This window comes from Rhizobium anhuiense (assembly GCF_003985145.1).
GTDB classification, from domain to species: Bacteria; Pseudomonadota; Alphaproteobacteria; order Rhizobiales; family Rhizobiaceae; genus Rhizobium; species Rhizobium anhuiense.
Window position 1 is genome coordinate 559129 of sequence record NZ_ML133521.1, and the last position, 25582, is coordinate 584710.

Consider the following 25582-nt stretch of genomic DNA (forward strand, 5'->3'; position numbering starts at 1 on the left):
TCGTGATGGACGCGCATGAGAAAGGCTTCTTCACCGAAGAAAACTCCGTCGAGGTCGTCACCGGCCGGAACAAGAACGCCAAGGACCAGCGGCTGAAGCAGATCATGGGGGTGGTCACCCGCAAGCTGCACGAGGCAGTGAAGGAGATCGAGCCGAACCAGGACGAATGGATGCAGGCGATCCTGTTTCTGACGCGCACCGGCCAGATGTGCAACGAGTGGCGGCAGGAGTTCATCCTGCTGTCGGATGTTCTCGGCGTCTCGATGCTGGTCGATGCGATCAACAACCGCAAGCCGTCGGGCGCATCCGAAAGCACGGTGCTCGGACCTTTCCATGTCGAGGGTGCGCCGGAACTGGCGATGGGCGCCAATATCTGCCTCGATGCCAAGGGCGAGGACATGGTGATCGGCGGGCGGATCCTTGATACGGCGGGACAACCCATCGGCGATGCGGTTATCGATGTCTGGCAGGCCAATGACGAGGGCTTCTACGACGTGCAGCAGCAGGGGATCCAACCAGACTTCAACCTTCGCGGCGTGTTCCGGACCGGCGCCGACGGCCGCTATTGGTTTCGAGCGGTGAAGCCAAAATATTACCCGATCCCGGATGATGGACCCGTTGGCAAGCTGCTCGGCGCGCTCGGTCGCCATCCCTACCGGCCCGCCCACCTGCACTACATCATCAAGGCCCTCGGCTTCGAGACGCTCACGACACACATCTTCGATCCGGACGACCCGTACATCCAATCTGACGCCGTCTTCGGTGTGAAGGAGAGCTTGCTTGCCCAATTCCAGCACGTTGAGGATCCGGTACTCGCTAGCGAACTCGGTTTCTCAGGCAAGTTCTGGCAGATAGAGCACGATTTCGTGCTGGCTCGGCCCGAGGAGTAGCATGCTCTTCAGCTGGCGGGTATTCGTCGTTGACCTTACGAATGCGTCAGGATCTTCGAATGGATATGCGCGGGTCAAAGCATCAATCCGTAGGGGGCTGCGCGCGGCAGTCCATCATATGGGCGAAAAGGCGCAGCTTGCTCCCGAGACTGTCGAAGGCGTTTCAAAAATGTGCTTACGCCTCAGGAGTCGATCGCGGCATTCCGCGATAAGCCCTCGGGCCAGGGCTGCCTTTACCGGGTCCTGGTGACGGCTTGGAGACGCGTACTTCTAGCGCTCTGGCGGACGGTGGCCCGCGTGCCGCTCCCTCCGGGCTCGGGTGCGGCTATGGCGGTAGTCAGGTGGTCCACGTTGGTCTCAGGGTGGGATTCGCGTTGGCCTTATGCGGTGACGCGGCTATGGTTGCGACGAGAAATTTTCGCCAAACAATAATCCCGCTACAACGGCGGTGGAGACTGGCCAGCGAACAAGGCAGACATGTCTATCCAACGTACGAGTTTTTATGTCATGCTAGCGGTGGTGACGATCGCGTTCATCTGGCTGCTTATCCCCTATTACGCGGCGGTCTTCTGGGCAGTGATCCTTGCGATCATCTTCTTTCCAGTACACATGCGACTGGCGCAGATGCTAGGGGGGCGACGCAGCATCGCTGCCCTGCTGACGGTGCTGCTATGCATCGGCCTCGTCATCGTGCCAGCGTTGATAATTCTCGTTTCCCTTATCCAGGAAGGCACCAGTCTTTACCAACGGATAAGCAGCAACGAAATCGACCTCAATGACTACTTGGTCCGGATTCAGAATGCGTTGCCTGGCTTCGTCGACAACTGGCTGAACTCATTGAAGCTCGGCGGCTTCGCGGAACTTCGCGCCAACATCTCATCAGGCGCAGTACAGGCAAGCCGGTCGGTCGCCGGGAGCCTTCTGAGTTTTGGACAGAACACGCTGCATTTCTTCATAAGCTTCGGGATCATGCTTTATCTGCTTTTCTTCCTCTTCAGGGATGGGGCTGACCTCGGCCGGTCGATCCGACATGCAATCCCTCTGAATGACGACTATACCCGACAGTTTCGCGACAAGTTTTCCGCTGTTGTTCGGGCAACCGTCAAGGGGAATATCATCATTGCTGTGATCCAAGGAACGATCGGTGGCGTGGCATTCTGGGCCCTGGGAGTCGAGGCGGCCCTTTTGTGGGGCGTCACGATGACGTTCATGTCGATGCTGCCCGCAATAGGAGCAGCTCTCGTATGGGTTCCAGCCGCCATCTGGCTAGCCCTCACGGGTGCCTGGTTGAAAGCATCGATCCTGGTTCTCGTCGGCGTATTTGTCATAGGGCTAATCGACAACCTGCTGCGTCCTCCACTGGTGGGCCAGGGGACGCGGCTGCCCGATTATGTGGTGCTGATTTCAACGGTCGGCGGCATTTCGCTTTTCGGTATCAATGGTTTTGTCATTGGACCCCTGATTGCCGCCTTGTTTATCGCTTCATGGTCGATCTTCGCCGACCAACAGGACGCACACAAACCAGACGCCGGGGATACTAAATAGCGCGGGTCGGGATGGCGAATGGCCAAAGCGCACGCGGGTAATCATGCGCCGGATTGTTGACGACCCGATCGGTCTTGCCGGCTTCGATCCAGATGAATGCTTCGCTTACGGCCAAGACCACGTTCCCCTACGATCGGGTTGTCTCGTGCCGAGCAGCTTCTCACAGCTCAGCTTGGCCTCTCATGACGAGACCAGTCGTCACGGTTATAGCTGAGATTCGAGCGGCAACCACTTGATCAGCCAAGCGGTCGCGCGCCGGGCAATCCCGGCATCCGGCTCGTCTCGGAGGAGAGTATTTTTCCCGTCGACGACCTTAAGCCACCGCACGGATCCCTTTTCGAGCGTTAGGGGATAGCTCAAATCCGCATCGGTTTCTACGGCAAAGATCGCGTCCATTCGCTCGACAAGTTCCTGTGACTCGAACAGGACACCCATTTCGGTGTTTAAGGATACGGACCTCGGATCGAGATTGAGAGATCCGATGAAGCCGTACTTGCCATCCCTGGCAAAGGCCTTCGTGTGAAGGCTGGCCTGCTTGGAACCGCGCAAAGAGAAGGTTCCCATGTCTGCAATCGATTTCAACTCAAAGAGCGCAATGCCGGCTTTCAGCAGGGCGGGGCGGTAGCGCGAATATCCCGCGTGAACTGCGGCAACATCGGTGGCTGCAAGCGAGTTCGTCAGAACGGAAACCTTTACTCCTTTGTCGCGTAGCTTCGTCAGCGCCTCGACGCCGCGTTCGCCGGGAACGAAGTACGGCGAGGTGATATGGATGAACTCGGCCGTGCCCGTGATGACCGGGAGCAGCGTTCCCATCAGCGTGTTTTGCCCGCTGCGCAGCTTCCCGGCCGCCTTTTCGGGGGGGTCTGCCAGAACGTCGAGTTTGTGGACCCAGATGTAGCGGTCTTCGGCAACGATATGCGTCAGCGATGTTTCATCGCGAACTGGATCAAGATATGGCTGGGCGCGCTGTTCGAAATGAAGGCGTTCCATATTGCGGCGAAGCTTCTCCAGCTTGTTAGCTCTGCGTGACAGAAGTGCACGCACGGGCACGGCAACCGAACTGTTCCAGTAGCCGTCGAACAGCCGCTCCGTCTTCGCAACGGCTTCACCGACCATCAAGAGATCGAAGTCCCTGAAGTTAGCGTTCTCCCCGGCATCGAAATACGGATCGCCGATATTGCGCCCCCCGACCATCGCGATCCGGCCATCGGCAATCCATGCCTTGTTGTGCATGCGACGGTTGACGCTTCGGAACCGCAAAGCCATCTCGAGGCCGCGACGTAGGATATGCTCACGTGCCTTTGTGGGATTGAAGAGCCGCAGCTCGATGTTCGGATGACAGTCGATCGCATGGAAGATCTTGTCTGACATGGAGACGCCGAGATCGTCGAGAAGGATCCTCACACGTACGCCACGGTCGGCCGCCGCGACGACCTCCCGCATGATCAGCATTCCGGTCAGGTCCGCATTCCACATATAGTACATGAGATCGAGGCTGCGCCCGGCGGAACGGGCCGCTAGAAGCCTGGCTGCGAACGCGTCCAGGTTGGAGGTGATCAGGACGAGGCCGCTTGCCGCCTCCCGCTTGTGGCACAGCCCAGCGCCGTATCGATCAAGCTCGGTGTCGGCAGCGGCAATCTTGAGGACGTGGGAATCGATTTTCTGGACCCGCTTCAGAAACCCGGCATAGCTTGATGCTGCTGCCAGAGCCCATAGGGCTACCAGCGCTACGGTCGCGATGATGGCAATGCCGAACCAACTCACACGATACCCCTGAGCCGCGGCCAGGAAGCGCTATGCTGACTCGATCCGCCCGGGTAAAATAGGGTCACGCGAGTAGCGAGCAAGATGTCGCCATAGGAGATGCGAAACATGGGCGATTTGACATGATGGCCAGGGTTGCCCCGTCACCGGGAGCGCTGTAAAGCGTCGGTGCCCCTCAACCCGCCCGGGCGCCGGTTTTCGACAAGCGTGTCGCGAACTCAAGCTTAGGTGCTAAGGCGAGCTGAACATGTACGATATTACTCTTCTTTTCCTGGCTGGCTTGTTAGCAGGCAGCATGAATGCGTTGGCGGGCGGCGGGTCGTTCGTCTCCCTGCCTGCGCTGATATCGGTCGGAGTGCCGTCGGTAGCCGCAAATGCGACAAGCACCTTAGCCTTGTTTCCCGGCGGTATGGCAAGCTCGTGGGTTTATCGTGACGGCGTTACGAGTGTGTGCGGCGTCAATGTCGTTCCAATTGCTATGGTGACAATGGTCGGTGGAGTGGCCGGAAGCATTTTGTTACTTCTGACCCCATCCAGGATCTTCGATGGAATACTGCCATGGCTTTTGCTGATGGCGACAGTGATGCTGGCAGTCGGTCCGAGGCTCACCGCCAAGCTCCGGACGCAGGCACGCCCGAGTATTCTGGCCTTCGCAGCGGTTCAGTTCTTTCTCGGTCTCTATGGCGGCTATTTTGGCGGCGCAGTGGGCCTTATGATGCTTGCGGCATGGAGCGCGCTCGGGGGCGGGGACATCAAGAGCCTCAATCCGACAAGAATGCTGATGGTAACTGGCGCAAATGCGGTCGCCGTAGTCACCTTCGTACTCGCCGGAGCAATTGTATGGCAGGAGTGCATTTTCATGACGGTCGGGGCCATTATCGGCGGGTGGATCGGAGCGCATATCGGCCGTAGGCTGCCATCGCCGGCCGTCAGGGTTCTAACCGTCGCGGTCGCCGTTTTGACGACAACGGTGTTCTTTTCGCGAGCTTACCTTTGAACGGAGGCGTGCTTTCTAAATTGCGGACTCTCCACCACAACCAGCTGCAGCGTAAGCGCAGAGCGCATCCCTGATCGCCTGAGTCTGACCAGCGCGGCGCCGGGAACGGGCAGCCTTTGTTTTCATCAGCAGCGCACCCGCGCGTCCGGCTACTTCAATGCTACGTCGACTATCGCGCGTGACCGGCGTAGGTCGAGTGATACCCCTATGCGGGTCATGTTCGGCCTCAAATTGCCTGCGCAAAAGATCATTAGCCATATCAATCAATCCGCCGCTCCGGGCTCCACGCCCTGGCAACCCCTTCCTTAAACAGCGTCTTCCCGATTGCTTTATCGCTCTTTCGGTAGATGTTAACGAGCGGCCGATGTGCTCGTGTCCTGTCGATTGCACGGGGGGACGAAGAATGTCGTCTGGGTTCGGCTCTACGCCGTGGTCATTGGTCTCGCCGCGGCCGGCCTCGAGGCCTCGCAGAGGTGCAAGGCGATCGTAGTCGGCATTCTCGCGGCCACCCTCCTGCGCTTCCTGTTCGCCAGCGCTGCGCGAACGCGGCATGCTAGACACAATGGCAAGTTCCTGTGGTGCAGGACAACGCCGACGGCGCGGCGAACTGGGTAGCCATTTTCTGCAGCCGCGTCCAGCCCATCACGGAAAATCGCTGAACAGACCTGCGTAGGCCGGAACTCACGCCCTTTGTCGGAGTTACGGGGGTGGAAACCGCTGCTAGCCGTCAGAAAAAACGGAAGAGTTCGATGAAGGTACGAGATTACGCCGTTGAAAGTTGCCTGGAAGGATGACGATATCACCGAGACGGCCGAGATGCGGCGGCTGGCAGTCTTCACCAATGAAGGTGAGCTTTAGCCATTATTTTGCTCGGCGATATCGCAATTGAACATCAGGGATATGTCGCTTCTGCTGCGCTTGAAGACATATCGCAGGACGGTTGGCGGTGCAGCCGAGGCCGAAAGACCTTCACACGGATACCAAATGGTAGAGCGCATTGCTGAAGAGATTGAAAGTCGGCGGGCACGGCGCGCCGAGCGCCGCCAAACGCAGCGCGAGGCCAATATTGCGCGCGCCGCTAAAATGCATATAGCCCGTCTGGCGAGCGATCCGCTGATTGTGATCAGCTCCGATGGCAATGTCGCCAGGCGGGTCCATATTGGCTGTTCCGGGTGGTATTACTGGCACTGGAAGGGCCATTTTTACCCGACCGACGCTCCCTCCAATCAATTGTTTTCGATCTACCAGCACAATTTCAAGACCGTCGAGCTCAATGCCCCATTTTATTCCTGGCCGACGGTGGCAACTGTCAAGACATGGAAACGTCAGGCCGAGCCGAGCTTCGTCTATACGATCAAGGTGTGCGAGCTCATCACGCATATCAAACGCTTCGAAGATACCCACGCCCTCATTGAAGATTTCGGATACGTCGCAGACGTTCTTGGAATGCAGATGGGATGTTTTCTGTTTCAGCTTCCACCGAGCGTCCGCTACTCCACAGACATGTTGCAAATGATCTTGTCGCAGCTGGATCCCCGTCGCAGGAACGTCGTCGAATTCCGTCACAAGAGCTGGTGGAATGAGGACGTTTATAGTGCGTTTCAAGCTGCAGGCGCGATCTTCTGTTCATGCAGCGGTCCCCGGTTGCCGGATGAGCTTGTTCGGACAGCCGACGACATCTACATCCGGTTCCATGGGATCAAACAATGGTACCGCCATGACTACAGCGATGCCGAATTGACGGTGTGGGCGGAGCGCATCAAGCTGTCTGGCGCTAAGACCGTGTGGGCCTATTTCAACAACGATCGCGATGGCTATTCGATCAAGAACGCCAAGCGGCTTTTAGAGCTGATCGACGCACCGGCCTGATGGCCCGTCTCAAGATCGCTGCTTGTTTTAGCAAGTGATGATTTCATAGCAGTCGCGTAAATACCATCATCGCCTTCATGCTGCCGCCTCAACGAAATCAGGCGGGGACACCGATTTCGCTTTGGTTAGATGGCGGCAACAAGGGAGCGCCAGCGGGCGTTGCCCAGACGAGCGTTCAAGCGATGGCTTGTATGAAACCGAGGAAATGCTGTGAGACGGAAAATAAACCGCCGAGCAGCCGCCAGATCGGTTGGGCTAATCTCAAATCGTCAAATGCGTGCAAGATCATGGGCCTCACCGCGGGACATGGGTTCAAAGACGCTGGACTTGCGTGGCTCGGATCACGATTTCCTCCTGATCGAAACGAGCCTCAAGCTGTTTTCGGTATGCCGCCCACCAAGTTCGGTCGAGACTTTCAGTCATGACTTCGGCAACAACGATGACGTCATGCTCAACCTCTCCATCGTCTTCCCACAAGCCTTCCGCGGGTGAATTCACATATAAGGTAACGCCGCCAAATTTTGCGGCGAGTTCATCACGGACAGTGCCAACGCTCACCAAGCTAGGGCGCTCGCGCGGGACTGGAAGAAGAAGTTCGATCACGTAGGGCATGGCGCGCCAACTCTGAGCGGCCCGGATTGTTCCGGACCGGTCAACCCAATTGCGATGTGCCATCCGTCGATCGCGCGCTTTAAATGAACCGTGGACATCCTTCGGAGGGCGCAGGCGGACCACGCCTCTCCACTACGAGGAACACACTGCGCCGGCCGGCGTTCCTAGAGTCCGGAGCATGCTGGATTCCGCCGTCGGAAGGGATCGTTGTGTGAACCACTGTCAACGACATCGCGACGCCAAAATTCGTAAGGTCACTGCGGAGGCAAATACGAGAACTTTACATGAGCACGATGAAACAGCATGACCTCTTTGGTGCAGTCCAACCGTCCCTGCCGGACGGATTTCGCTATTCGCCGGATGTGGTCCCCGACGATCTGCAGCAGTCCATCCTGGAAAAGATGCTACAACTGCCGTTCAAGGCTTTCGATTTCCACGGATTCGAAGGCAAACGCAGGACGGTCTCCTACGGCTGGAAATACGAGTTTGATACACAGCGTGTCCGAAAGAGCGAAGATATTCCGCTATTTCTTTTGCCGCTTCGCAAAATCGTATCTGCATTTGCTGGCCTCGACCCCGATCGGTTGGAACAGACTTTGGTAACCGAATATAGTCCCGGAGCTCCGATCGGCTGGCACAGGGATAAATTCGTCTTCGGTCGGGTCGTCGGAGTCTCGCTGCTATCTGCATGCACTTTCCGGCTAAGACGGCGGCAGGGCAGCAAGTGGCAGCGTAGCTCGATCACGCTCGAACCGCGATCGGCCTATGTGATGGCGGGCGAAGCCAGAACCGTGTGGGAGCATTCCATCCCGCCAGTCGCAGAGCTGCGCTATTCGATAACATTCCGTGAACTGAGCCCAGTAACCTGAGGGGGCGTCGCTCATTGTCGCCCAACCTGTTGTCAGCCCATTTGTTCCCGGGAACCTTGATCGCTTCAGCCGATAAAAAAGGGCCGGAAATCCATCCGGGTTCGATGTGAAACTAACGTGATGGCGCTGATCAGGGTTGTTCTCGACAGCATCGCGTGGATGTCAACGGCATCGCGAATGGTGTGAGCGGAGAATGGAGCCATCGTCGTTTCCCGAGGTCGGCAATGACGTCCAACATTCGAGTAATCCCGGTCGGGGCCAATAGGATGAGAATGGGATGATGACCACCGCATTTGGAGACGCACTAAAAGACTGCTTGGTCATCGGGGGCGGTCCGGCTGGCCTCACCGCGGCGATTTATCTGGCGCGCTACCATCTTTCGGTGACGGTCTTCCACGATAATTCCAGCCGGGCTTCCATCATCCCTATGTCACACAACCACGCCGGATTCCCGTGCGGCGTCAGCGGCACTGAGCTGCTGGCGAGAATGAATGCCCAGGCTCAGCTCTATGGGGCAGCCATTCGATGCCGCAAGATCACAGCGCTGCATAAAGTCGACAACCTGTTCGTGGCAGAATTCGAGAACGGCAGCATCCGCTCTCGGGCCGTACTCCTGGCAACAGGAGTCGTCAACCGACCGCCTGCGATGCCACAGGCAACTCATGATGAAGCCGTGGCTCGCGGCCTTCTGCGCTACTGCCCCGTCTGTGACGGTTATGAGGTGACAGACAAGCCCGTTGGTGTTCTCGGAACTGGAACCAAGGGGTTCAAGGAGGCCGTTTTCCTTCGAAGTTATACGAAGGATCTCACTCTGATATCGCCCGAGGGCGTACATGATCTGTCCGAAGCCGAGACGTCGTCCTTGGCCCACCTCGGAATAAGAATGGAGGTCGGCCCCATAGCCTCGAGCGATCTGGACAATGATATGATGCGCATCACGACGCCCACGGAAACCTATTCCTTCGCTTCCTTATATGCGGCTCTCGGATCCGACATATGTTCGGAACTGGCATCACAAGTTGGTGCCAGGCTATCGGAAGAAGGGTGCGTTACCGTCGATAGTCACCAGAGGACCACAGTGCGAGGATTTTACGCGGCAGGAGACGTCGTCGCCGGTCTTGACCAGATCAGCAACGCCATGGGGCAGGCCGGGGTTGCTGCTACGGCCATCCGCAACGACCTTGGTGAGCAAGCACCCCTGGTGCGTTGTTAACCTTCGGAAACATGACTCCGGCGCATTGACAGCAGGTAAAAAGTGACGTTGCGAGGAAGTTTGCGCTACCGCCAATCGCGTGGCGGATCGGCTGCGCCGGTTCGGGAAAGGGCAGCTCAGAGTCCGACCATCCAATGGCGCTTCCCCGGCGGCGAACCTGGGCTCGCTCGCGGGTTGGGCATCAGCATGGCGGCGGTAAAGGCGCTGATCCAAGTGTGGTAAAGACTCGTTCGCCAGTTTGGACCATGCCTATATCCCAGCACCGGTTGCACGTCGCAGGGGCCGGTGGCCATGGGTGAAGCGCACTGATCTTCTTTCGCTTTGGAGCACGCGTCCCCTTGGTACGCGATCGATTCCTTAGATTTTTAGAAAATCGGGGAACAGAACAGTGATCTGGATGTTGGAGGGCCGCAACGTAACCGACGAAGGAAATGAAAAATGAATATCAAGCTCATCGTCGCGTCTCTGCTAGCGGCTGGAATGGCCACGGGCGCTTTTGCTCAGTCCGGCATGGGAGCTGGGACCATGATGGAACCCAATGCCGTCGGTACCGATGGGGGTGCCAATGTCCAGACAATGCAGCCAATGACCTCCGATCCAACCCCCACCGGCAGCACGACCAACGGATCAATGGGGGCGACCACGCCGGGCGGTTGCAGCGGCGGAAGTGATCCTGCTAGCTCAACCGCTTCGGGCTCCGTCCAGACTCAGGGTGGCTTGAGCGACGCGACCCCACAAGGTCAGGCTTGCGCTCAGTAAGCAGATAGATTTTCCAAAGAGCGAAGAGGCGGCCGGCGTAGGGTGGAGCCTGTGGCAGCACCCTACGCCACCTCAGCGATTACTCGTAGCGTCCGGACCGAATGATGACGTTCGCCGCGCTGGAGGGCAAACAGCGCCTGGGAGAGCTGGCCGACCATGCCGGAATCCGGCGCTAACTGACTATCATCCCGCGCAGCACCGTCGTTGTGGCTCACTTTCGTCATGACAGTACGGCCCGGGGTTCGAGAAAAGCCTCGAGCCCGAAAACACCGAATTCTCGCCCGAAGCCCGACTGTTTAAAGCCGCCGAAGGGTGCCAGCGGATCATGCGGCGCGTCGTTGATGAACACGCGCCCTGCTTCGATCTGGTTTGCGATGCGTTTCGCCCGCTCGATATCGGAGGAAAAAACGTGCGCCTGCAGGCCGTACTCGGTGTCGTTCGCAATGGAGATGGCGTCTGCTTCGTCGTGGTAAGAGATCAGCGAGAGGACCGGCCCAAAGATCTCCTCGCGAGCGATGCGCATATCGTTGCGAACGCCGGTAAAGATCGTTGGCTGTACGAACCAGCCGCGGTGCAGCCCTTCCGGACGTCCTTCGCCGCCTGCCAGCAGTCTGGCGCCTTCCTCCTGTCCCAAACGGATATAGCTTTGTACGCGATCCCACTGCTTCTGGCTCACCATCGGGCCTACCTGGACCTGTTCGTCGGCGGGATTTCCAGCCCTGAAGCGCCTGACCGCGTGGCTGAGACGCTCCTCGATTTCGCCAAACCTGCTTTGAGGAGCGAGGATGCGGGTGCCGGCAATGCAGGCCTGCCCGCTGTTGCGGAATCCCGCCGCCAGCACCTGCGGGATGGCGATATCAAGATCGGCATCATCCAGAATGATGCTGGGGCTCTTGCCGCCGAGTTCCATCGTGACCCTTTTCATGGTGGGCGCTGCGGCCTGAACGATGCTGCGGCCAGTGGCCGTGGAACCAGTGAAGGTTATCTTCGACACGTCGGGGTGGGTCGTTAGCGCCGCGCCGACGACGTTTCCATACCCGGTAACGATATTGAAGATGCCATTGGAAAGACCGGCAGCATGCAGGCATTCAGTGATCACCTGCGTCTGGAGGGCGCTCATTTCGGATGGCTTGATCACCATGGTTGCGCCCGCTGCAATTGCGGCGGAGAGCTTGCCGCAGATAAAACTGTAATTGCTGTTCCAGGGCGTGATCGCCACCGCAACCCCCGAGGGCCGCATCTCCACGTCGGCGCTCCCGGCGCGGCGTCGGAATTCATAATCCTTGAGCGTTCTCGCCATGTCCAGAAAGACGGTACCTGCTCGTGGAGCGGAAAAGTCGATGAAACACGATGGCGCGCCGTATTCTTCGCGCATGGCGCAAGTGAGATCGTCGGTACGGGCTGACACGGCGGCATACAGCCGGTTCAGCATGTCGATCCGCTCTTCCTTGGTTGTATGTGAGAAGGCCGGGAAGGCGCGTTTGGCGGCGGCAACCGCGCGGTTTGCATCGACTGCGTCTGCAAGCCGCACAGTTCCGATCTGCTCCTCGGTTGCCGGATTGAAAAGCGGCGCCCATTGGTCGCCAGTGGGCTTGACGAACGCGCCGTCGATATAGATCCGATCGATGATATGCATGTTTCTTTTCCTTTGATGACTTCCCGGTAAAAGTGCCATGCGATAAGTGTTGCGAGTAGTAGGACAAAATCGGATGAGTTGATGAGCTGGATCGTGCAATGAGGGCAAGCCTGATCGAGCTTGAAGCGTTTGCCGGCGTCGCGCGTCATCGTGGATTCCGGGCTGCCGCGCGCGAGCTGGGGATGTCGTCATCGGCTTTAAGCCATGCGATCGCCGCGCTTGAGGAGCGCCTCGCCGTCAGGCTCTTTAACCGCACTACGCGGAGTGTCGCCTTGTCCGCGGCCGGAGAGCAATTCCTGTCTGAAATCGAACCGGCCCTGCAGACGCTCGAGAAAGCGATCGAGAATGTCGGCGAACACTCGGACCGGCCCACCGGGAGACTCCGGCTGAACATGGCGCCGGGTGCGGCGCGCATTCTGCTGCAGCCGATTATTCTTGAATATAGCTGCCGATATCCGGACGTCGATATCGAGGTCGTGACCGAGAATGCACTTGTCGACGTCATTGGCAAAGGTTTCGATGCGGGCATTCGTCTCACCGAGGCGATCTCACCGGACATGGTCGCCGTTCCGATCATTCCGGAAATGCGGTCTTTCGTCGTCGGATCCCCGCGCTATTTCGATGGTCGTCCAAAACCAATCGTCCCGGGCGATCTGGCCGGGCACGTCTGTATCCAAATGCGCATGACGAGCGGGAGACTCTATCGCTGGGAGTTTGAGAAACACGGCGAAACACGAGTGATTGATGTCACTGGTCACCTTACATTCGATGGGTCTGACCTTATCTTGGAGGCAGCTCTTGCCGGCTTCGGGCTCGCCTATCTGGGTGAACACGCGCTTGCGCCACATATTGCTTCAGGTAATCTCATACCCGTTTTGGAAGACTGGTCTCCCCATTATCCGGGGCTCAGCCTCTATTTCTCCCAACGCCGACACATGCCAGCCAAACTGCGTGTCCTCATCGAGCTAATCCGCCAGCGCGCGACTAGCGACAACTGATAACGACGGTGTCTGGCCTGTCGTGAATCGGCTCGTCACCGCCGACAAGGTCGACAGCGAGATCGATGTCATGCGTAAGCAGCTCGAAATGCTGGTTCTGATAGTCGATCACTTCAACTGCGCCGGGCGACCGTACATGCGGCAGGCTTTTCGTCGCGGCCGTGGCTCAGACGAGCAGCCTGCCTGATCATCGGATTGAATCCGCTGGCGATTTTGTTTGCCTTGCACCGTTGCGCCAGTCCGCTTGGTTGCCGATGAGGCGTCGGTACCAGCAATGGCCTGCACCAATTTTTTGCACCCATGGCATTTTTGAACTTTACAAATAATAAATAATCTGTGAAGTAGTGCACAACTTCACAGATTTGGAATGATCCTTTGAACCCGACACGCTTTGCCACCCGGCTAAATTCGTTCGCCTCCGCTTCCCATATCGCATGGCCCGGCCAGTCGTCGAAGCCCTCCGTCATGCAGATGGCCGAGCGCGCCGCCCAGGTGAAGGGCCTTACCGACCTCGATCTCAATTATCCGGATCACATGAACGAAGATCCGGCAGAACTGGCTCGAAAACTTGGCGATATCGGCCTTTCGATCAACGGCTTCGCTATGCGCTACTACAGCAACCCCGCCTTCAAACTTGGTGCTTTCACCCATCCCGACGAAACGGTCCGCCGTGAAGCGATCGACCTGACGAAGAAGGGCATCGATGCAGCGCGCGAAGCCGGTTCCAATCTGATGACCATCTGGCTTGGGCAAGATGGCTTCGATTATGCCTTTCAGGCGAACTACGCGAAGATGTGGCAACACGAAGTCGATGGAATCCGTGAAGTTTGCGCCCATGATCCGGATTGCCTGATCTCGATTGAGTACAAGCCGAACGAGCCGCGGTCCTACAGCCTGATGCCGGATGCGGCCACGACTTTGCTCGCTATCAAGGAGGTCGGCGCTGCCAATCTTGGCGTCACGCTCGACTTCGCCCATGTCCTCTATGCCGACGAGCAGCCCGCCTTTGCGGCAGCACTGATTGCCCGTCACAGCCGCGTGCTCGGCGTCCATCTCAACGACGGCTACGCCAAGCGCGATGACGGTCTGATGGTCGGCGCGGTGCACACGCTGCAAACGATCGAGCTACTCCGCCAGATACGCCGGGATGGTTACGACGGCGCGATCTATTTCGACACGTTCCCCGATATGACCGGCCTCGATCCGGTTCACGAATGCGAGGTCAACATCCAGACCGTACAACGGATGTTGAAGGTCGTCGACCGCCTCGAGCAGGACAATCGCCTCGCGAGCGCGATTGACCGACAGGACGCCGTATCCACGCAGGCCATCGTTCAGGAGCTGATGTTCGGCGCGGAGCACTGAACCACCCCAACTTTCCGGGAGGAAAACATGAAGACAATTCTTGCTGCGGCTCTCGCCGCAACCCTTTGCGCTGGCATCGCGTCAGCGCAGGAACTGAAGCCGCTCAATTCGGATTCAGAAGCGGACCGCATGGACTGGTCCGATCTCGACGCTAAACTCGGTGCGCTGCCGAAGCTGCCCGAAGGCCTCAAGGTCGGCGGCGTCTCCAAGACGCTCACCAATGAATATTGGCGCTCGCTCGGCGAAGGCTATCAGAAGTTCGCCGACAAGGTCGGCGTGACCGTCGCCTATCAGGCGGCGCAAAGCGAGGGCGACCAGCTCGGCCAGTTGACGATCGCCGAGGGCATGGTCACTCAGGGCTATAAGGTGTTGCTGGTCTCGCCGCAGACCGATGCCAACCTGCAGCCGGTCATCGAACAGGCGAAAGCCGCCAACGTACCGGTCGTCAACGTCAACGATGCGGTGATCCCGCAGGCCGAGCACTATGTCGGCAACGTCCAGCGTGACAACGGCGTTCGGGTCGCCAAGTGGTTCATGGAAAACCGCGCCAATGGCGGCAAGGTCGCGATCATCGAGGGCCAGGCCGGTGTCTATGCTGCCGTGCAGCGCACCGATGGCTTTAAGAGCACGATCGAACAGGGCGGCAAGTTCACGGTGATCGCCAGCGTTCCGGGCAACTGGGATCGCCAGATGTCCTATGACGCCGCAACCAACATTCTCCAGCAGCATCCTGATCTCGTCGGCTTCTACTGCAACAATGACGGCATGGCGCTTGGTGTTGTCGAGGCGGTGAAGGCCGCCGGCCTGCAGGACAAGGTCGTCGTCTTCGGTACCGACGGCATTTCCGATGCCTACAAGTCGATCGAAGCCGGCGAACTCACGGGCACCGTAGACAGCTTCCCGGTCCTGACGGGCGAGGTGGCGATGGAAGTCGCGTTGCGGCTCGTCTCCGGTCAGAAGCTGCCGCGCGTGGTCGCAACCCCGCAGGCCCTGATCACCAAGGACAACATCAAGGACTACCAGGGCGGCGACGTTCGCTCGGTGCTGATGAAGGCCGCAGGAAAGTAAACGCCTCCCAAGGCAGGATGGCCGGCCCAGCCGGCCGTCCGCACCTCAAAGGTTGGACTGTCATGGCACCTCCCAGACTGGCTTTCGAAGGCATCTCCAAGGTTTTCCCGGGCGTCAAGGCATTGTCCGACGTTTCGTTCAGCGTCGCCCCGGGTGAAATCCACGCGCTGCTCGGCGAGAATGGCGCAGGCAAGTCCACCCTGCTGCGCATTCTGTCCGGTGTCTTCCGTGCAACGGAAGGCGAAGTCAAAGTCGACGGCACGGTGCACCACTTCCGCAAGCCCGACAGCGCTCGCCAGGCAGGGATCGCCATGATCCACCAGGAACTTCAGCAAGTGCCGCATCTCAGCGTTGCCCAGAACATGTTCCTCGGCCATTCCCTGACCCGTTTCGGCGGCATGATCGTCAATCGCCGTGAGCAGGAACGGCGCGCGGCCGAGGCGCTTGCGATGATCGATCCGTCCATCGATCCGGCGGTTCCCATCTCGACGTTGAAGGTCGCCCAGCGGCAGGTCGTCGAGATCGCCAGAGCGCTTCTCGACAAGGCGAAGATCATCGCCATGGATGAACCCACCTCGAGCCTGACGCCGAGCGAATTCGAGAGGCTCGCCGAGATTATCGAGCGGTTGGCAGCGAGCGGCGTCTCGATCATTTACGTATCCCACAAGATGGACGAGGTCTTCCGGGTCTGCCAGCGCGCTACGGTGATGCGCGACGGCAAGGTCGTGGGCGTCGGCATCGATCTGAAAACGACCTCACCCGACGACGTCATCGCGATGATGGTTGGCCGCGAGCTGCTGACTGAAGAGCATCATTCCCACACCACAGATACCGTGAGTGTCGAGGTCCGCAATCTTTCGACGCACCGTATCCGCGACGTCTCGTTCGACCTTCACAAGGGTGAAGTCCTCGGCGTCGCAGGGCTCGTCGGCTCGGGCCGCACCGAACTCCTGCGCGCACTTTCCGGCGCGGACAAGCTTATCTCCGGCACGGTCAACGTCGATGGAAAGGCGTTGACGCTGTCCAATCCGCGTGCGGCGATCGCTGCCGGCATCGGGCTGCTACCCGAGGAGCGCAAACGCGAAGGCATCATTCCAGGCCGGTCCGTCAGCATGAACATGGCGCTGCCCTCGATGAACCGCTTCTCGAAAGCCGGGATCATCAACCATCGGAAACTCAAGCGGACGGCGGAAGACCTGCTCAAGCGCGTCAACCTGCGACCCTTCCAGCTCGACCGGCAGATCAGACTGTTTTCCGGCGGCAACCAGCAGAAGGCGATCATCGCACGCTGGCTGGCGGCCGGATCGCGCATCCTGCTGTTCGACGAGCCGACGCGCGGCATCGATGTCGGCGCGAAATCCGAAATCTATCACCTGATCGAAGATCTCGCTCACGAGGGACATTCGATTATCGTCGTCTCCTCCGAGCTTCCCGAGGTGATGCGGGTCTCCGACCGCGTGCTCGTCATGCGCGACGGCGCTGTTGTGGCTGAACTCGGCCACGAAGACCTCTCCGAAGAAACCATCGTTTCCCACGCCGTTGGGAAGGCCGACAACCGCCGTGGTGCGGCATGACCTACAGGAACATATCCATGTCTGACACGACCCAGAATGCCGGGGCGCCCACTTCCAAACTGTTCGGATCGTTCTCGGTACGCGATGCGGGCACCCTCATTGGATTGATCGCCATCGTCGTCATCTTCGGATTGCTGGCACCCGACTTTCTTTCGCAGAGAAACCTGCTCAACATCCTTCAGCAGTCGAGTATCAACGCCTGCCTGGCACTCGGCATGACGCTCGTCATCATCTCCGGTGGCATCGACCTCTCGGTCGGCCCGACGGCCGCGATCTCTGCCGTGATTACGGCCACGATGCTTGTCGCCGGCGTTCCCGTTCCGCTCGCCATCCTGGCCGGCCTCGCGATCGGCGCTATCTGCGGTCTCATCAACGGCGTACTCGTGGCCTATGCGGGCCTTCAGCCCTTCATCGTCACGCTCGGCACTCTCAGCACCTATCGCGCCATTGCGCTGATTTACACGGGCGGCAACCCGGTTCTCGGTGTGCCCGCGGGCTTCCGTTCGCTGTTCAACGGCTCCCTGCTCGGCCTTCCCATTCCGGTTATCATGGTCGCCGTCGTCGCCCTGCTCGCCTGGGTGCTGCTCAAGAAGACACCGCTTGGCGAATACCTGCTCGCTGTCGGCGGCAATGAAGAAGCGGCCTATGTCGCCGGCGTACCGATCGCCATCACTAAGATCACCGCCTATGTGATTTCGGGCGTCCTCGCTGCCCTGGCCTCGATGATCCTGGTCGGCCGCTTGGGTGCCGCCGAACCGATCCTCGGCAATCTCTGGGAACTCGACGCGATCGCGGCCGCCGCAATTGGTGGGGCCTCTCTGATGGGCGGCAAGGGCAGCGTCATCGGCACGATCCTCGGTGCGATCATCCTCGGCGCAATGCGCAATGGATTGACGCTGATGAATGTCCAGGCCTTCTACCAACTTCTGGCCACTGGTCTTATTATCCTGGTCGCGATGATGATCGATCGCGTCACAAGGGGTAGAGGATGAATTCTGCAAATGATCCCAAGGCGGTAGGCCCGCGCATCCGCATGATGATGCCGCAGCTCACCCCTTTGGAGGCGCGTGTCGTGGAGACGGTGTTCGGATTGAGGGATTTTTCCGAGGACACCGCTCTCAAGGATCTGGCGGCGGAAGCGGGAGTGTCCGAGGCCATGGTGGTCAAGATCACCAAGAAGCTCGGCTTCAGCGGCTATCGCGATTTCCGCACTGCAGTGTCGAATTACAACAGGCTTCCTACCGCTGAAATGCATCAGGAATTGTCAGCCGATGACAGTTCGAGGGAGATCATTCAGAAGGTCTTCCGGACGTCGATAAATGCGCTGGAGGAGACTCTCGCGATCCTGGACGTCGACGGTTTCGACCGCGCCGCCGATATACTCGCCAAGGCGGGGCAACGTGATTTCTACGGGGTTGGTGGTTCGGCACAGATTGCCAGGGACGTGGCTCACAAGTTCCTGAGGATCGGCGTGCGGGCCAATGTCCAGGACGATTCGCACATGATGCTGATGTCGGCGTCGCTGCTCGGAGCCGACGACATCGCGATCGGTTTCTCCCATTCCGGGAACACGACCGCTGTCATCGACGCCATCCAGCTCGCGCGGAAGTCGGGGGCGCGAACGATCGCCGTCACGAATTACGGTGGATCGCCGCTTGCGCAGATCGCCGACATCGTTCTGTGTTCCACCGCGCAAGGATCGCCTCTGATGGGCGAGAACGCCGCAGCCCGGATTGCCCAGCTCAACATCCTCGACGCGCTCTTCATGGCCGTCGCGCAGCGAAACTATCAGACGGCGGAGAAAAATCTCGAGAAGACGATGTCCGCCGTCGCATCCAAACGCAAGGACAGGCTTCCATGAGTTCCGCATCACCCTCCGTCGTCGTCTTCGGCAGCCTGCACTATGACATCATGGTGCACGGCCCGGCACGTCCTCGGAAGGGTGAAACCGTGACGGGGGATCACTGGCACCCGAAATGCGGCGGCAAGGGTGGCAATCAGGCAGTCTCGGCAGCGAAGACAGGGATACCGACGTCGATGATTGGTGCGGTCGCGGACGACGATTTCGGCCATGCCCTCACCGACAACCTGGCCCGCAGCAAGGTCGATCATCGCTTCGTCAAGAAAGTGACCGGGGTCGGTAGCGGCATGAGCGTCGCAATCTTCGACAGTGAAGGCGACTACGGCGCGGTCATCGTTTCCGGTAGCAATCTGATGTTGGGACAAGTGGATGTGGATGCAGCTTCGAAGGCGTTCGTCGACGGAGCGCTGCTGGTCCTGCAGAATGAGGTGCCTGATCACGCCAACGTCTCGGCGGCCAAGGCCATGAAGGTCGCGGGCGGAACAGTGGTTCTCAACGCCGCGCCCGCGCGACCTCTCTCGGCCGATTTGCAGCAACTGGTCGATGTCCTGGTGGTCAACGCCATCGAGGCCGAGCAGTTGGCCGAGCTTCCAGTTGTCGACACACTCGAGGGTGCCGCGAATGCCGCGAAACTGCTCGCGGCGAAATTCCCCGTCGTGGTCGTGACGGCGGGCGGCGATGGTGTCGCCTGCGCGACCCGGGAAGGTGATGCGTTCTCGATCGAGGCGATCAAGGTGGAACTGGTGAGCACCCATGGTGCCGGCGACGAATTCACCGGCGTTCTCGCCTCAGAACTCGCGCGTGGAAGTGGAATTCGTGCCGCAATCGAGGCCGCGAACCATGCGGCGGCGGTTCTGGTGAGCACGCCACGGGCAAACTGAAATCGTCTCGGCGAACATTGGCTTCGCGTCGGTCATTTCGGGGACATGCCGGATGTCGATTGGCATCGATCCACTTGTTCCGCGGGCTGATCTGCGCGCTTTCGCTCCATCCGCACGACAACGCTACCGCCATCGGCAGTCCGGCGCGCGCCAAGCGCCTTGACCGAAAAGAGCGCGTAGATGATCAGCGGAAGGCAGGCGAGATAGGATGTCCTGATGCCTGCATATTCGGCAATTAAACCGAGCAGAGGCGGCGCCAGGAAGAAGACGACGAAGGTCATCTGGCCGAGAGCGGCGACGTTGAGATATGCCGCGCGATCGGTACGCTGGGCGGCCGCCGAGACGGCGAGGGGGTAGACCGCGCTGCAGCCGGCGCCCATCAAGGCGAAGCCCGCCAGTGCGACATAGGAATGCGGTGCGCCCCCGACGGCGCAGATGCCAATCGCCGAAAGAACAAGCAGCATCGTGGCGACGGCGCGCGCACCAAACCGATCGACCAGCGGATCAACGAACAGGCGCGCCAGCGCCATGCAAAAGGTAAAGAGTGTCAATCCCAGTCCGCCGATGAAGGGCTCGACTGAAAACACGTCGCGCATATAGATCGCCGACCAGTCGATCCCGGCACCTTCGACGAGGAAGGCGGCGATGCCGATGACACAGAGCGGCATTAGTCCCCAGGTAGGAAGCGCTACCGGCGGCGCCTTGCCCTCGTCCTCCGTAATCCGCGCTGGCGCATTGCGCATGCCGGCGATCGCCCAGATGCCGATGACGAGGACCGCGACAAAGGTCACGGCGAGATGTAGCTGCATCGAAATACCGGCTTGGCGGACGACCGAAGAGACAAGCGCCGTGACGAAGAAGCCGAGGCTCCAGAAGCCATGGGCTCTGTTCATCACGCCGCGTCCCAGCTGCGCTTCGATGCGGTCGATCTCGACATTGAGATTGATCTCCAGCGCCCCGGCGAGCAGCCCTTCGACGAAAAGCAAACAGAACACGGCCGGCGCAGCGCCGATCCATGGCACGAGCGACAGCAGCGCAGATGTGCCGAGAACTGTAATGAACGCCGTCGTCCGCGCGCCGAGCCGGGCGATCAAGGGCGAAGACAAAGTCAACGAAATCAAGGCGCCGATCGCAGCCCCTATCAACGTCAACCCGAGCTCAGACTTATCGACGCCAAGCGCATCCTGCAAATCCGGCATCCTCGACAGCAGCGCCCCCAGCGACACGGCGAAGAGAAAGAAGCAGACATAGATCCGCTGTTGCGGCGCAATTTTCATGATGCAACTCCGGGGATTGACGCTTCGAAGCAGACGAGCGCTTTTAGATCTGTGATGAATACCTCACATGGCCGGAGATCAGAACTTGTTTCTGAGCGGATGCGACGGAGCACGCGGTTTGCCAGACATTCTTCGTGATCACTCGCCCGGTCGACTGCTCGATCCGGCGAAGGATATAGAAACTCGCAACTGACCGCGGCAGGCGTGCGCCCTGGATCCAGGAGAGGAGGCTGTCGAATGTCTCGTTCCATCGGAGGACGGCGCGGTCGAGCTGCCAATAGCTGTCGCCGAACCGGCGCATATGATAGAGCATCGCCTGTCGGGAACACATTGTTGCACTGGAGATAGGAAATCGACACGAAGACCGTGAGCGACGCAGCCGGCCGCATTATCGACCTCTATCGTCGCCATGCTGATGCGTGGACAGCGGCGCGCGGCACGGCACTGTTGGAGCGTGCATGGATCGACCGGTTTGCAGAGATGCTGCCACGAATGGCGGCGGTGCTCGATATTGGTTGTGGCTCAGGTGACCCAATCGCTCGGTACCTTGCTGGCGGAGGTCATCTGATTACAGGCGTGGACAGTTCGCCAGAAATGATCTCCATATTCCGGACCAATCTTCCCGGCGAGACAGCGCAAGTGGGGGATATGCGCTCCCTGAAACTGGATCGGAGATATGGCGGGCTGATCGCTTGGGACAGCCTGTTTCACCTTGCTCCTTCCGATCAGCGCATGATCTTCTCCATCTTCCGCGACCATGCTGAACCGGAAGCACCATTGCTGTTCACGAGTGGTCCCGCCTTCGGCGAAGTTATCGGCACGCTGGAGGGGGAACCTCTCTATCATGCCAGCCTCGATCCCGACGAATACCGCATGCTGCTCGACCGGAATGGCTTTGACGTTGTTGCCCATGTTGCGGAAGACCCAGATTGTGGCGGGCGCACGGTCTGGCTGGCGCGTCAGCGCTATGCGTAAAGCGTCGCGGAAATCCCAAGATCGCCCTGTCACTTTCTGCACCAACTGGAACAGCTGGGCGGGCCGGCAACAGATGGCCACCCGGAGCATACTCAGGCATATTCTGCGTTTTGCGAAGGCCGCCTTAATCCGGTAGAGAGCGGGGCGCCCGTCTCGATTGCCGCCGGCGCGATCAAGCTAGCCCCAGATTCGAACGACTCAAAACTGCTTGCACAGCCACCACCTTGAAAGGCTCACGGATGGTCAACCTTGTTGACGGACTGATTTTCGCAGGGTCGGCTTACGTGCACGGCAAGGCTTCGGGCAATGTTGTTGCAAGCGATCTGGAACTGAGTTTCTGGGGCGGGGTCGATCCCTGGACCGGCGAGGTGATCGATCGGCATCACCCCTTGAGCGGCCGCGGTCTCAAAGACCATATCCTCGCGATCCCGGGGGGCAGGGGGTCCTGCTCTGGTAGCGGCGTGATGTTGGAACTGCTGCTCAATGGCAATGGTCCCAAAGCGATGTTGTTCGAGCGAGAGGAGGATATCCTCACGCTCGGTGTCGTGATCGCCGAGGAGGTATTCGGTCAATCTATTCCCGTTGTAACGCTCGCGCCCGAGAATTTTCGCAAGGTGGTGAGTTCGGCATTTGTCGAGATCGACGGAAACGTTGTTGCCTGTTCCACCGACGGGCTGGCAATGGACGCCATTCCGTCGCATAGCAAAGACTCTGCCCCTCTTTTCGGTGAAGTCGCATTGTCGGAGCGGGATAGAGCTTATCTGGCTGGTGCTCACGGCAAGGCTGCACAATCGGCGATCCGCATCATCCTGCGAATGGCGAAACTGCAGGGCGCCACACAATTGATGGATGTCTCACAAGTCCACGTCGACGGCTGCATCTACACCGGACCGGGCTCGCTTTCGTTTGCCGAAAAACTGCGGGATCTGGGCGGGCGCGTTGTGGTGCCGACAACGCTCAACTCGATTTCGGTCGATCATCGACGCTGGCGCTCGCAAGGTATTGATCCCGTCCTGGGCGAGCCGGCCAGTCAGTTGGGTGACGTCTATGTCGAAATGGGTGCGCGGCCGACCTTCACCTGCGCGCCTTATCTGCTCGAGACGGCTCCCAAGATCGGCGAGCAGGTGGCCTGGGCAGAATCGAATGCCGTCATCTACGCCAACAGCGTTCTTGGTGCGCGGACAATGAAATATCCGGACTTTCTCGACATTTGCATCGCACTAACCGGCCGCGCGCCTCTGGCAGGCCCACATATCGACAGCAATCGCAAAGCCGGGCTGCTTGTCAGTGTCGCTAATATCGAAAACATCGACGATAGCTTCTATCCGCTGCTCGGTTATCACATTGGTGCGCTGGCATCGAACCTTATCCCTGTCGTCTCCGGTCTTGATCAGGCCGGTCCAACCAATGACGATCTCAAGGCCTTCGGCGCCGCGTTTGCGACCGTTTCCAGTGCACCGATGTTTCACATCGTGGGGGTGACGCCCGAGGCAAAGACGCTGGATGCCGTTGTCCCCTCAGCCATCAGCATCCCTTCGATCGATCTTCGGCTCGAGGAACTCGCGCCGAGTTGGGAGGAACTCAACAGCGCCGACGATGAGCGCGTCGATCTCGTCTCGCTCGGCAATCCGCATTTCTCGATCAGCGAAATCGAGAGGCTCGCGTCTCTGTGCAGCGGTCGAAAGAAGCATGTGGATGTGGCGATGGTGGTTACCTGCGGACGCGCAACGTACGATAAGGCCAACGAAGCCGGGCTGATAGCGGCCCTTGAACGCTTCGGGGTGGAGTTCGTGACGGACACATGCTGGTGCATGATCACTGATCCGATTATTCCCACCTTTGCGAAAACCATACTGACGAACTCGGGCAAATATGCCCATTACGGGCCGGGGATAACCGGTCGGCGCTTTTACTTCGGCGGCATTGCCGCATGCGTTGCGGCTGCATGTAGTGGGGTATACAGCAAGGCGGCGCCCAACTGGCTGAGGCAGGCCTAGCTGCCAGCACCAGGTGCGCAGACTTGCGTAACGAGACGGTTGCTGCCTGGGCGGTCGGGGTATCGCCAGCGTGCGCTCGTCTAGAATCTCGATGAAGCAGATGGATCCCCGCGCCGGCTGACATCCGCCTTTCCGATCCTGCGTACCGATGCAGAGGAATGGCGATGAACTCCGGTGCAAGCCGGCCGATCGTCGCCTGACATTTCTAAATAACCATCGCATATTTCGCCCCGAACAGCCACGAACAGATTGCTCGTCTCTCAAGGCGAATTCCCGATCGAGCTCGAACCTGTTTTCGACTTGCACTCCCCGAAGCGTATTGTTGACTGGCGGTCTCGTGCCCGAGCAACCTAGGCGGTGAAGGTTGAAATACACATCCACCATTCACCGCGATCAGCCAGTTACGATTTCGGTCTTGACACGCGGCTGGTTTAGGCTGGAGCTCAGCGGAAGCCGAAGAAGCTCAATATAGCCAGTACGATCACAACGGCGCCTACGAGCCAGATCAGGTTGTTCATCTGATTTTCCTTTCCCAAGTTGTTGTCATCGACCTCGATGAATGCGCCGGACGGCGCAATCTCGGCCACCATTACTGCTGCGGCAGGATGATTTTCTGTTCGGTCGTGTTCTTGACGGGCTTCTGGCCGGGCTCGTGCGACATCGTGCGGGTCGTGCTCTGGAGACTGTCGCCATCCGTGCTCGTCTTCGTCCGCGACTTGCTAAAGGTGCCTTTGTCCACGGCCTGGGCCTTCGTCTGAGACCTGAGCTTGTCGCCGTTGTCGTTGACATGGGTCTTGCTCATGGCCTTGCCGTTAGTGGTTGCAGCGCTCCCGCCTGAGCCGACGGAGGAGGTCGTCCCTTCGTCGGTCTGACACACGCCCGCCGTCCCGACGGAACTCGCAGACGTTGCGCCAGCCGCCGCACTTCCGCCCGTTCCGACAGTTCCAGCCGCGTTGCAGTCCTGTGCCGAGACGCCGGCCGTGGTGGACAAAACTGCGATACTGGCCGCGCCGATCAAACTCATGATCTTCATGTCTGGTCTCCTATTTATTGGGTTTCGTGACAGAGCAGGTGCCGTCCGAGCGCTTGGTGATGACGGTTCCGTCGGGCCGCGTGACACTTGCCGTCGAGTAGCTGTCGACGCTGCCCGCGCCTGCCGAGCTAGCTGACGACGAGGATGCCGCAGTCGACGAGCCGGCGCCGGTCGCACTCGAAGAAGACACCTTGCCGTTTCCGGCGGTGACGGTCGTAGACATATTGCCCGATGAGGTCCGGCCTTCGACCACCGTGCAGGTTGTCCCGTCGTCCAGTTTGATATCTTCCGAGGCAGCCTGACCGGCTACCAAGATCGCGGCTCCATAGATGACGCCTTTGACTGTGTTGATCATTTGCTTTCTCCGGTGAAAGGGCCGACGCCTTGTGGCGCCGGCCG

25 protein-coding genes and 2 pseudogenes are annotated in these 25582 nt (G+C 59.3%); 16 read left to right on the plus strand and 11 right to left on the minus strand.

Annotated features, from left to right (window positions below; genetic code table 11):
* Positions 1 to 5 precede the first annotated feature (5 nt).
* On the plus strand, positions 6 to 890 hold the full coding sequence (locus EEQ99_RS02795; protein ID WP_097623364.1) for an intradiol ring-cleavage dioxygenase: 885 nt from the start codon (positions 6 to 8) through the stop codon (positions 888 to 890).
* Positions 891 to 1367: 477 nt separating this feature from the next.
* Positions 1368 to 2435, plus strand: coding sequence for an AI-2E family transporter (locus EEQ99_RS02800; RefSeq protein ID WP_097623365.1), 1068 nt, complete (start codon positions 1368 to 1370; stop codon positions 2433 to 2435).
* Here EEQ99_RS02800 and EEQ99_RS35350 read toward each other — a convergent pair.
* Together EEQ99_RS35350 and EEQ99_RS02805 are read right to left on the minus strand one after the other, a co-directional pair.
* Positions 2428 to 2550 (minus strand): hypothetical protein, encoded by a 123-nt coding sequence (locus EEQ99_RS35350; RefSeq protein ID WP_254955937.1) that lies wholly within the window; start codon positions 2548 to 2550, stop codon positions 2428 to 2430. The two genes, EEQ99_RS02800 and EEQ99_RS35350, sit on opposite strands and share 8 nt — an antisense overlap.
* 89 nt (positions 2551 to 2639) lie before the next feature.
* On the minus strand, positions 2640 to 4199 hold the full coding sequence (locus tag EEQ99_RS02805; RefSeq protein WP_097623366.1) for a phospholipase D family protein: 1560 nt from the start codon (positions 4197 to 4199) through the stop codon (positions 2640 to 2642).
* 247 nt (positions 4200 to 4446) lie between these two features.
* Here EEQ99_RS02805 and EEQ99_RS02810 point away from each other — a divergent pair, with 247 nt between their 5' ends.
* The 3 genes and pseudogenes from EEQ99_RS02810 (at position 4447) to EEQ99_RS02820 (ending at position 7065) form a co-directional block, all read left to right on the plus strand.
* A complete protein-coding gene (locus tag EEQ99_RS02810) occupies positions 4447 to 5196 on the plus strand; it encodes a sulfite exporter TauE/SafE family protein (protein WP_097623367.1) in 750 nt (249 codons plus the stop codon).
* Positions 5197 to 5622: 426 nt separating this feature from the next.
* A pseudogene (locus EEQ99_RS02815) lies at positions 5623 to 5736 on the plus strand (TerC family protein); the annotation flags it as partial.
* Positions 5737 to 6180: 444 nt separating this feature from the next.
* Positions 6181 to 7065 (plus strand): DUF72 domain-containing protein, encoded by an 885-nt coding sequence (locus tag EEQ99_RS02820; protein WP_127430003.1) that lies wholly within the window; start codon positions 6181 to 6183, stop codon positions 7063 to 7065.
* Between the two features lie 312 nt (positions 7066 to 7377).
* Here the strand turns inward: EEQ99_RS02820 and EEQ99_RS02825 are convergent, their stop codons facing one another.
* Positions 7378 to 7677, minus strand: coding sequence for a hypothetical protein (locus tag EEQ99_RS02825; protein ID WP_097623368.1), 300 nt, complete (start codon positions 7675 to 7677; stop codon positions 7378 to 7380).
* Positions 7678 to 7961: 284 nt separating this feature from the next.
* Here EEQ99_RS02825 and EEQ99_RS02830 point away from each other — a divergent pair, with 284 nt between their 5' ends.
* A complete protein-coding gene (locus EEQ99_RS02830) occupies positions 7962 to 8546 on the plus strand; it encodes an alpha-ketoglutarate-dependent dioxygenase AlkB (protein ID WP_097623369.1) in 585 nt (194 codons plus the stop codon).
* A 65-nt stretch (positions 8547 to 8611) separates the two neighbouring features.
* Here the strand turns inward: EEQ99_RS02830 and EEQ99_RS34435 are convergent, their stop codons facing one another.
* Positions 8612 to 8749: a hypothetical protein gene (locus EEQ99_RS34435; protein WP_164735893.1), complete on the minus strand. Its 138-nt coding sequence runs from the start codon at positions 8747 to 8749 to the stop codon at positions 8612 to 8614.
* A 77-nt stretch (positions 8750 to 8826) separates the two neighbouring features.
* Here EEQ99_RS34435 and EEQ99_RS02835 point away from each other — a divergent pair, with 77 nt between their 5' ends.
* On the plus strand, positions 8827 to 9759 hold the full coding sequence (locus EEQ99_RS02835; RefSeq protein ID WP_127430153.1) for an NAD(P)/FAD-dependent oxidoreductase: 933 nt from the start codon (positions 8827 to 8829) through the stop codon (positions 9757 to 9759).
* 979 nt (positions 9760 to 10738) lie between these two features.
* Here the strand turns inward: EEQ99_RS02835 and EEQ99_RS02845 are convergent.
* The gene (locus tag EEQ99_RS02845) at positions 10739 to 12154 is read right to left on the minus strand and encodes an aldehyde dehydrogenase family protein (protein WP_097623371.1); all 1416 of its coding nucleotides are present in this window, start codon (positions 12152 to 12154) and stop codon (positions 10739 to 10741) included.
* A gap of 98 nt (positions 12155 to 12252) precedes the next feature.
* Between EEQ99_RS02845 and EEQ99_RS02850 the strand changes: the two genes are divergently transcribed.
* Entirely contained in the window at positions 12253 to 13152 is a 900-nt protein-coding gene (locus EEQ99_RS02850) for a LysR family transcriptional regulator (protein WP_097623372.1), read from the plus strand.
* A gap of 113 nt (positions 13153 to 13265) precedes the next feature.
* Here EEQ99_RS02850 and EEQ99_RS34440 read toward each other — a convergent pair whose 3' ends face one another.
* Positions 13266 to 13619 (minus strand): hypothetical protein, encoded by a 354-nt coding sequence (locus EEQ99_RS34440; protein ID WP_164735874.1) that lies wholly within the window; start codon positions 13617 to 13619, stop codon positions 13266 to 13268.
* On the opposite strand from EEQ99_RS34440, the gene EEQ99_RS02855 reads away from it, so the two are divergent.
* From EEQ99_RS02855 to EEQ99_RS02880, 6 genes are all read left to right on the plus strand, one after another.
* Positions 13528 to 14517 carry a sugar phosphate isomerase/epimerase family protein gene (locus tag EEQ99_RS02855; protein WP_049812550.1) on the plus strand — a complete coding sequence of 330 codons (990 nt, stop codon included), beginning with the start codon at positions 13528 to 13530 and terminating at the stop codon, positions 14515 to 14517. The genes EEQ99_RS34440 and EEQ99_RS02855 overlap by 92 nt on opposite strands.
* Positions 14518 to 14544: 27 nt before the next feature.
* A complete protein-coding gene (locus tag EEQ99_RS02860; protein WP_028757180.1) occupies positions 14545 to 15585 on the plus strand; it encodes a sugar ABC transporter substrate-binding protein in 1041 nt (346 codons plus the stop codon).
* A gap of 62 nt (positions 15586 to 15647) precedes the next feature.
* Positions 15648 to 17159 carry a sugar ABC transporter ATP-binding protein gene (locus tag EEQ99_RS02865; RefSeq protein ID WP_097544238.1) on the plus strand — a complete coding sequence of 504 codons (1512 nt, stop codon included), beginning with the start codon at positions 15648 to 15650 and terminating at the stop codon, positions 17157 to 17159.
* Positions 17160 to 17176: 17 nt separating this feature from the next.
* Entirely contained in the window at positions 17177 to 18151 is a 975-nt protein-coding gene (locus EEQ99_RS02870) for an ABC transporter permease (RefSeq protein WP_028757178.1), read from the plus strand.
* Positions 18148 to 19020 (plus strand): MurR/RpiR family transcriptional regulator, encoded by an 873-nt coding sequence (locus EEQ99_RS02875; RefSeq protein WP_028757177.1) that lies wholly within the window; start codon positions 18148 to 18150, stop codon positions 19018 to 19020. Before EEQ99_RS02870 ends, EEQ99_RS02875 begins: the two co-directional genes overlap by 4 nt.
* Positions 19017 to 19901, plus strand: coding sequence for a ribokinase (locus tag EEQ99_RS02880; protein ID WP_028757176.1), 885 nt, complete (start codon positions 19017 to 19019; stop codon positions 19899 to 19901). Before EEQ99_RS02875 ends, EEQ99_RS02880 begins: the two co-directional genes overlap by 4 nt.
* A gap of 32 nt (positions 19902 to 19933) precedes the next feature.
* Here the strand turns inward: EEQ99_RS02880 and EEQ99_RS02885 are convergent, their stop codons facing one another.
* Positions 19934 to 21178 carry an MFS transporter gene (locus EEQ99_RS02885; protein ID WP_244604754.1) on the minus strand — a complete coding sequence of 415 codons (1245 nt, stop codon included), beginning with the start codon at positions 21176 to 21178 and terminating at the stop codon, positions 19934 to 19936.
* 366 nt (positions 21179 to 21544) lie between these two features.
* Between EEQ99_RS02885 and EEQ99_RS02895 the strand changes: the two genes are divergently transcribed.
* Entirely contained in the window at positions 21545 to 22153 is a 609-nt protein-coding gene (locus tag EEQ99_RS02895; RefSeq protein WP_028757174.1) for a class I SAM-dependent DNA methyltransferase, read from the plus strand.
* 239 nt (positions 22154 to 22392) lie between these two features.
* A complete protein-coding gene (gene lhpI, locus EEQ99_RS02900) occupies positions 22393 to 24150 on the plus strand; it encodes a cis-3-hydroxy-L-proline dehydratase (RefSeq protein WP_028757459.1) in 1758 nt (585 codons plus the stop codon).
* 26 nt (positions 24151 to 24176) lie between these two features.
* On the opposite strand, the pseudogene EEQ99_RS35570 reads toward lhpI, so the two are convergent.
* The 4 genes and pseudogenes from EEQ99_RS35570 to EEQ99_RS02910 all read right to left on the minus strand — a co-directional run.
* Positions 24177 to 24456, minus strand: a pseudogene (locus EEQ99_RS35570) (pyridoxamine 5'-phosphate oxidase family protein); the annotation flags it as partial.
* Positions 24457 to 24593: 137 nt separating this feature from the next.
* Positions 24594 to 24740, minus strand: coding sequence for a hypothetical protein (locus EEQ99_RS34445; protein ID WP_164735894.1), 147 nt, complete (start codon positions 24738 to 24740; stop codon positions 24594 to 24596).
* Entirely contained in the window at positions 24740 to 25183 is a 444-nt protein-coding gene (locus EEQ99_RS02905) for a hypothetical protein (protein ID WP_028757460.1), read from the minus strand. Before EEQ99_RS02905 ends, EEQ99_RS34445 begins: the two co-directional genes overlap by 1 nt.
* A 10-nt stretch (positions 25184 to 25193) precedes the next feature.
* Entirely contained in the window at positions 25194 to 25538 is a 345-nt protein-coding gene (locus EEQ99_RS02910; protein WP_028757461.1) for a hypothetical protein, read from the minus strand.
* Between the last annotated feature and the right edge of the window lie 44 nt (positions 25539 to 25582).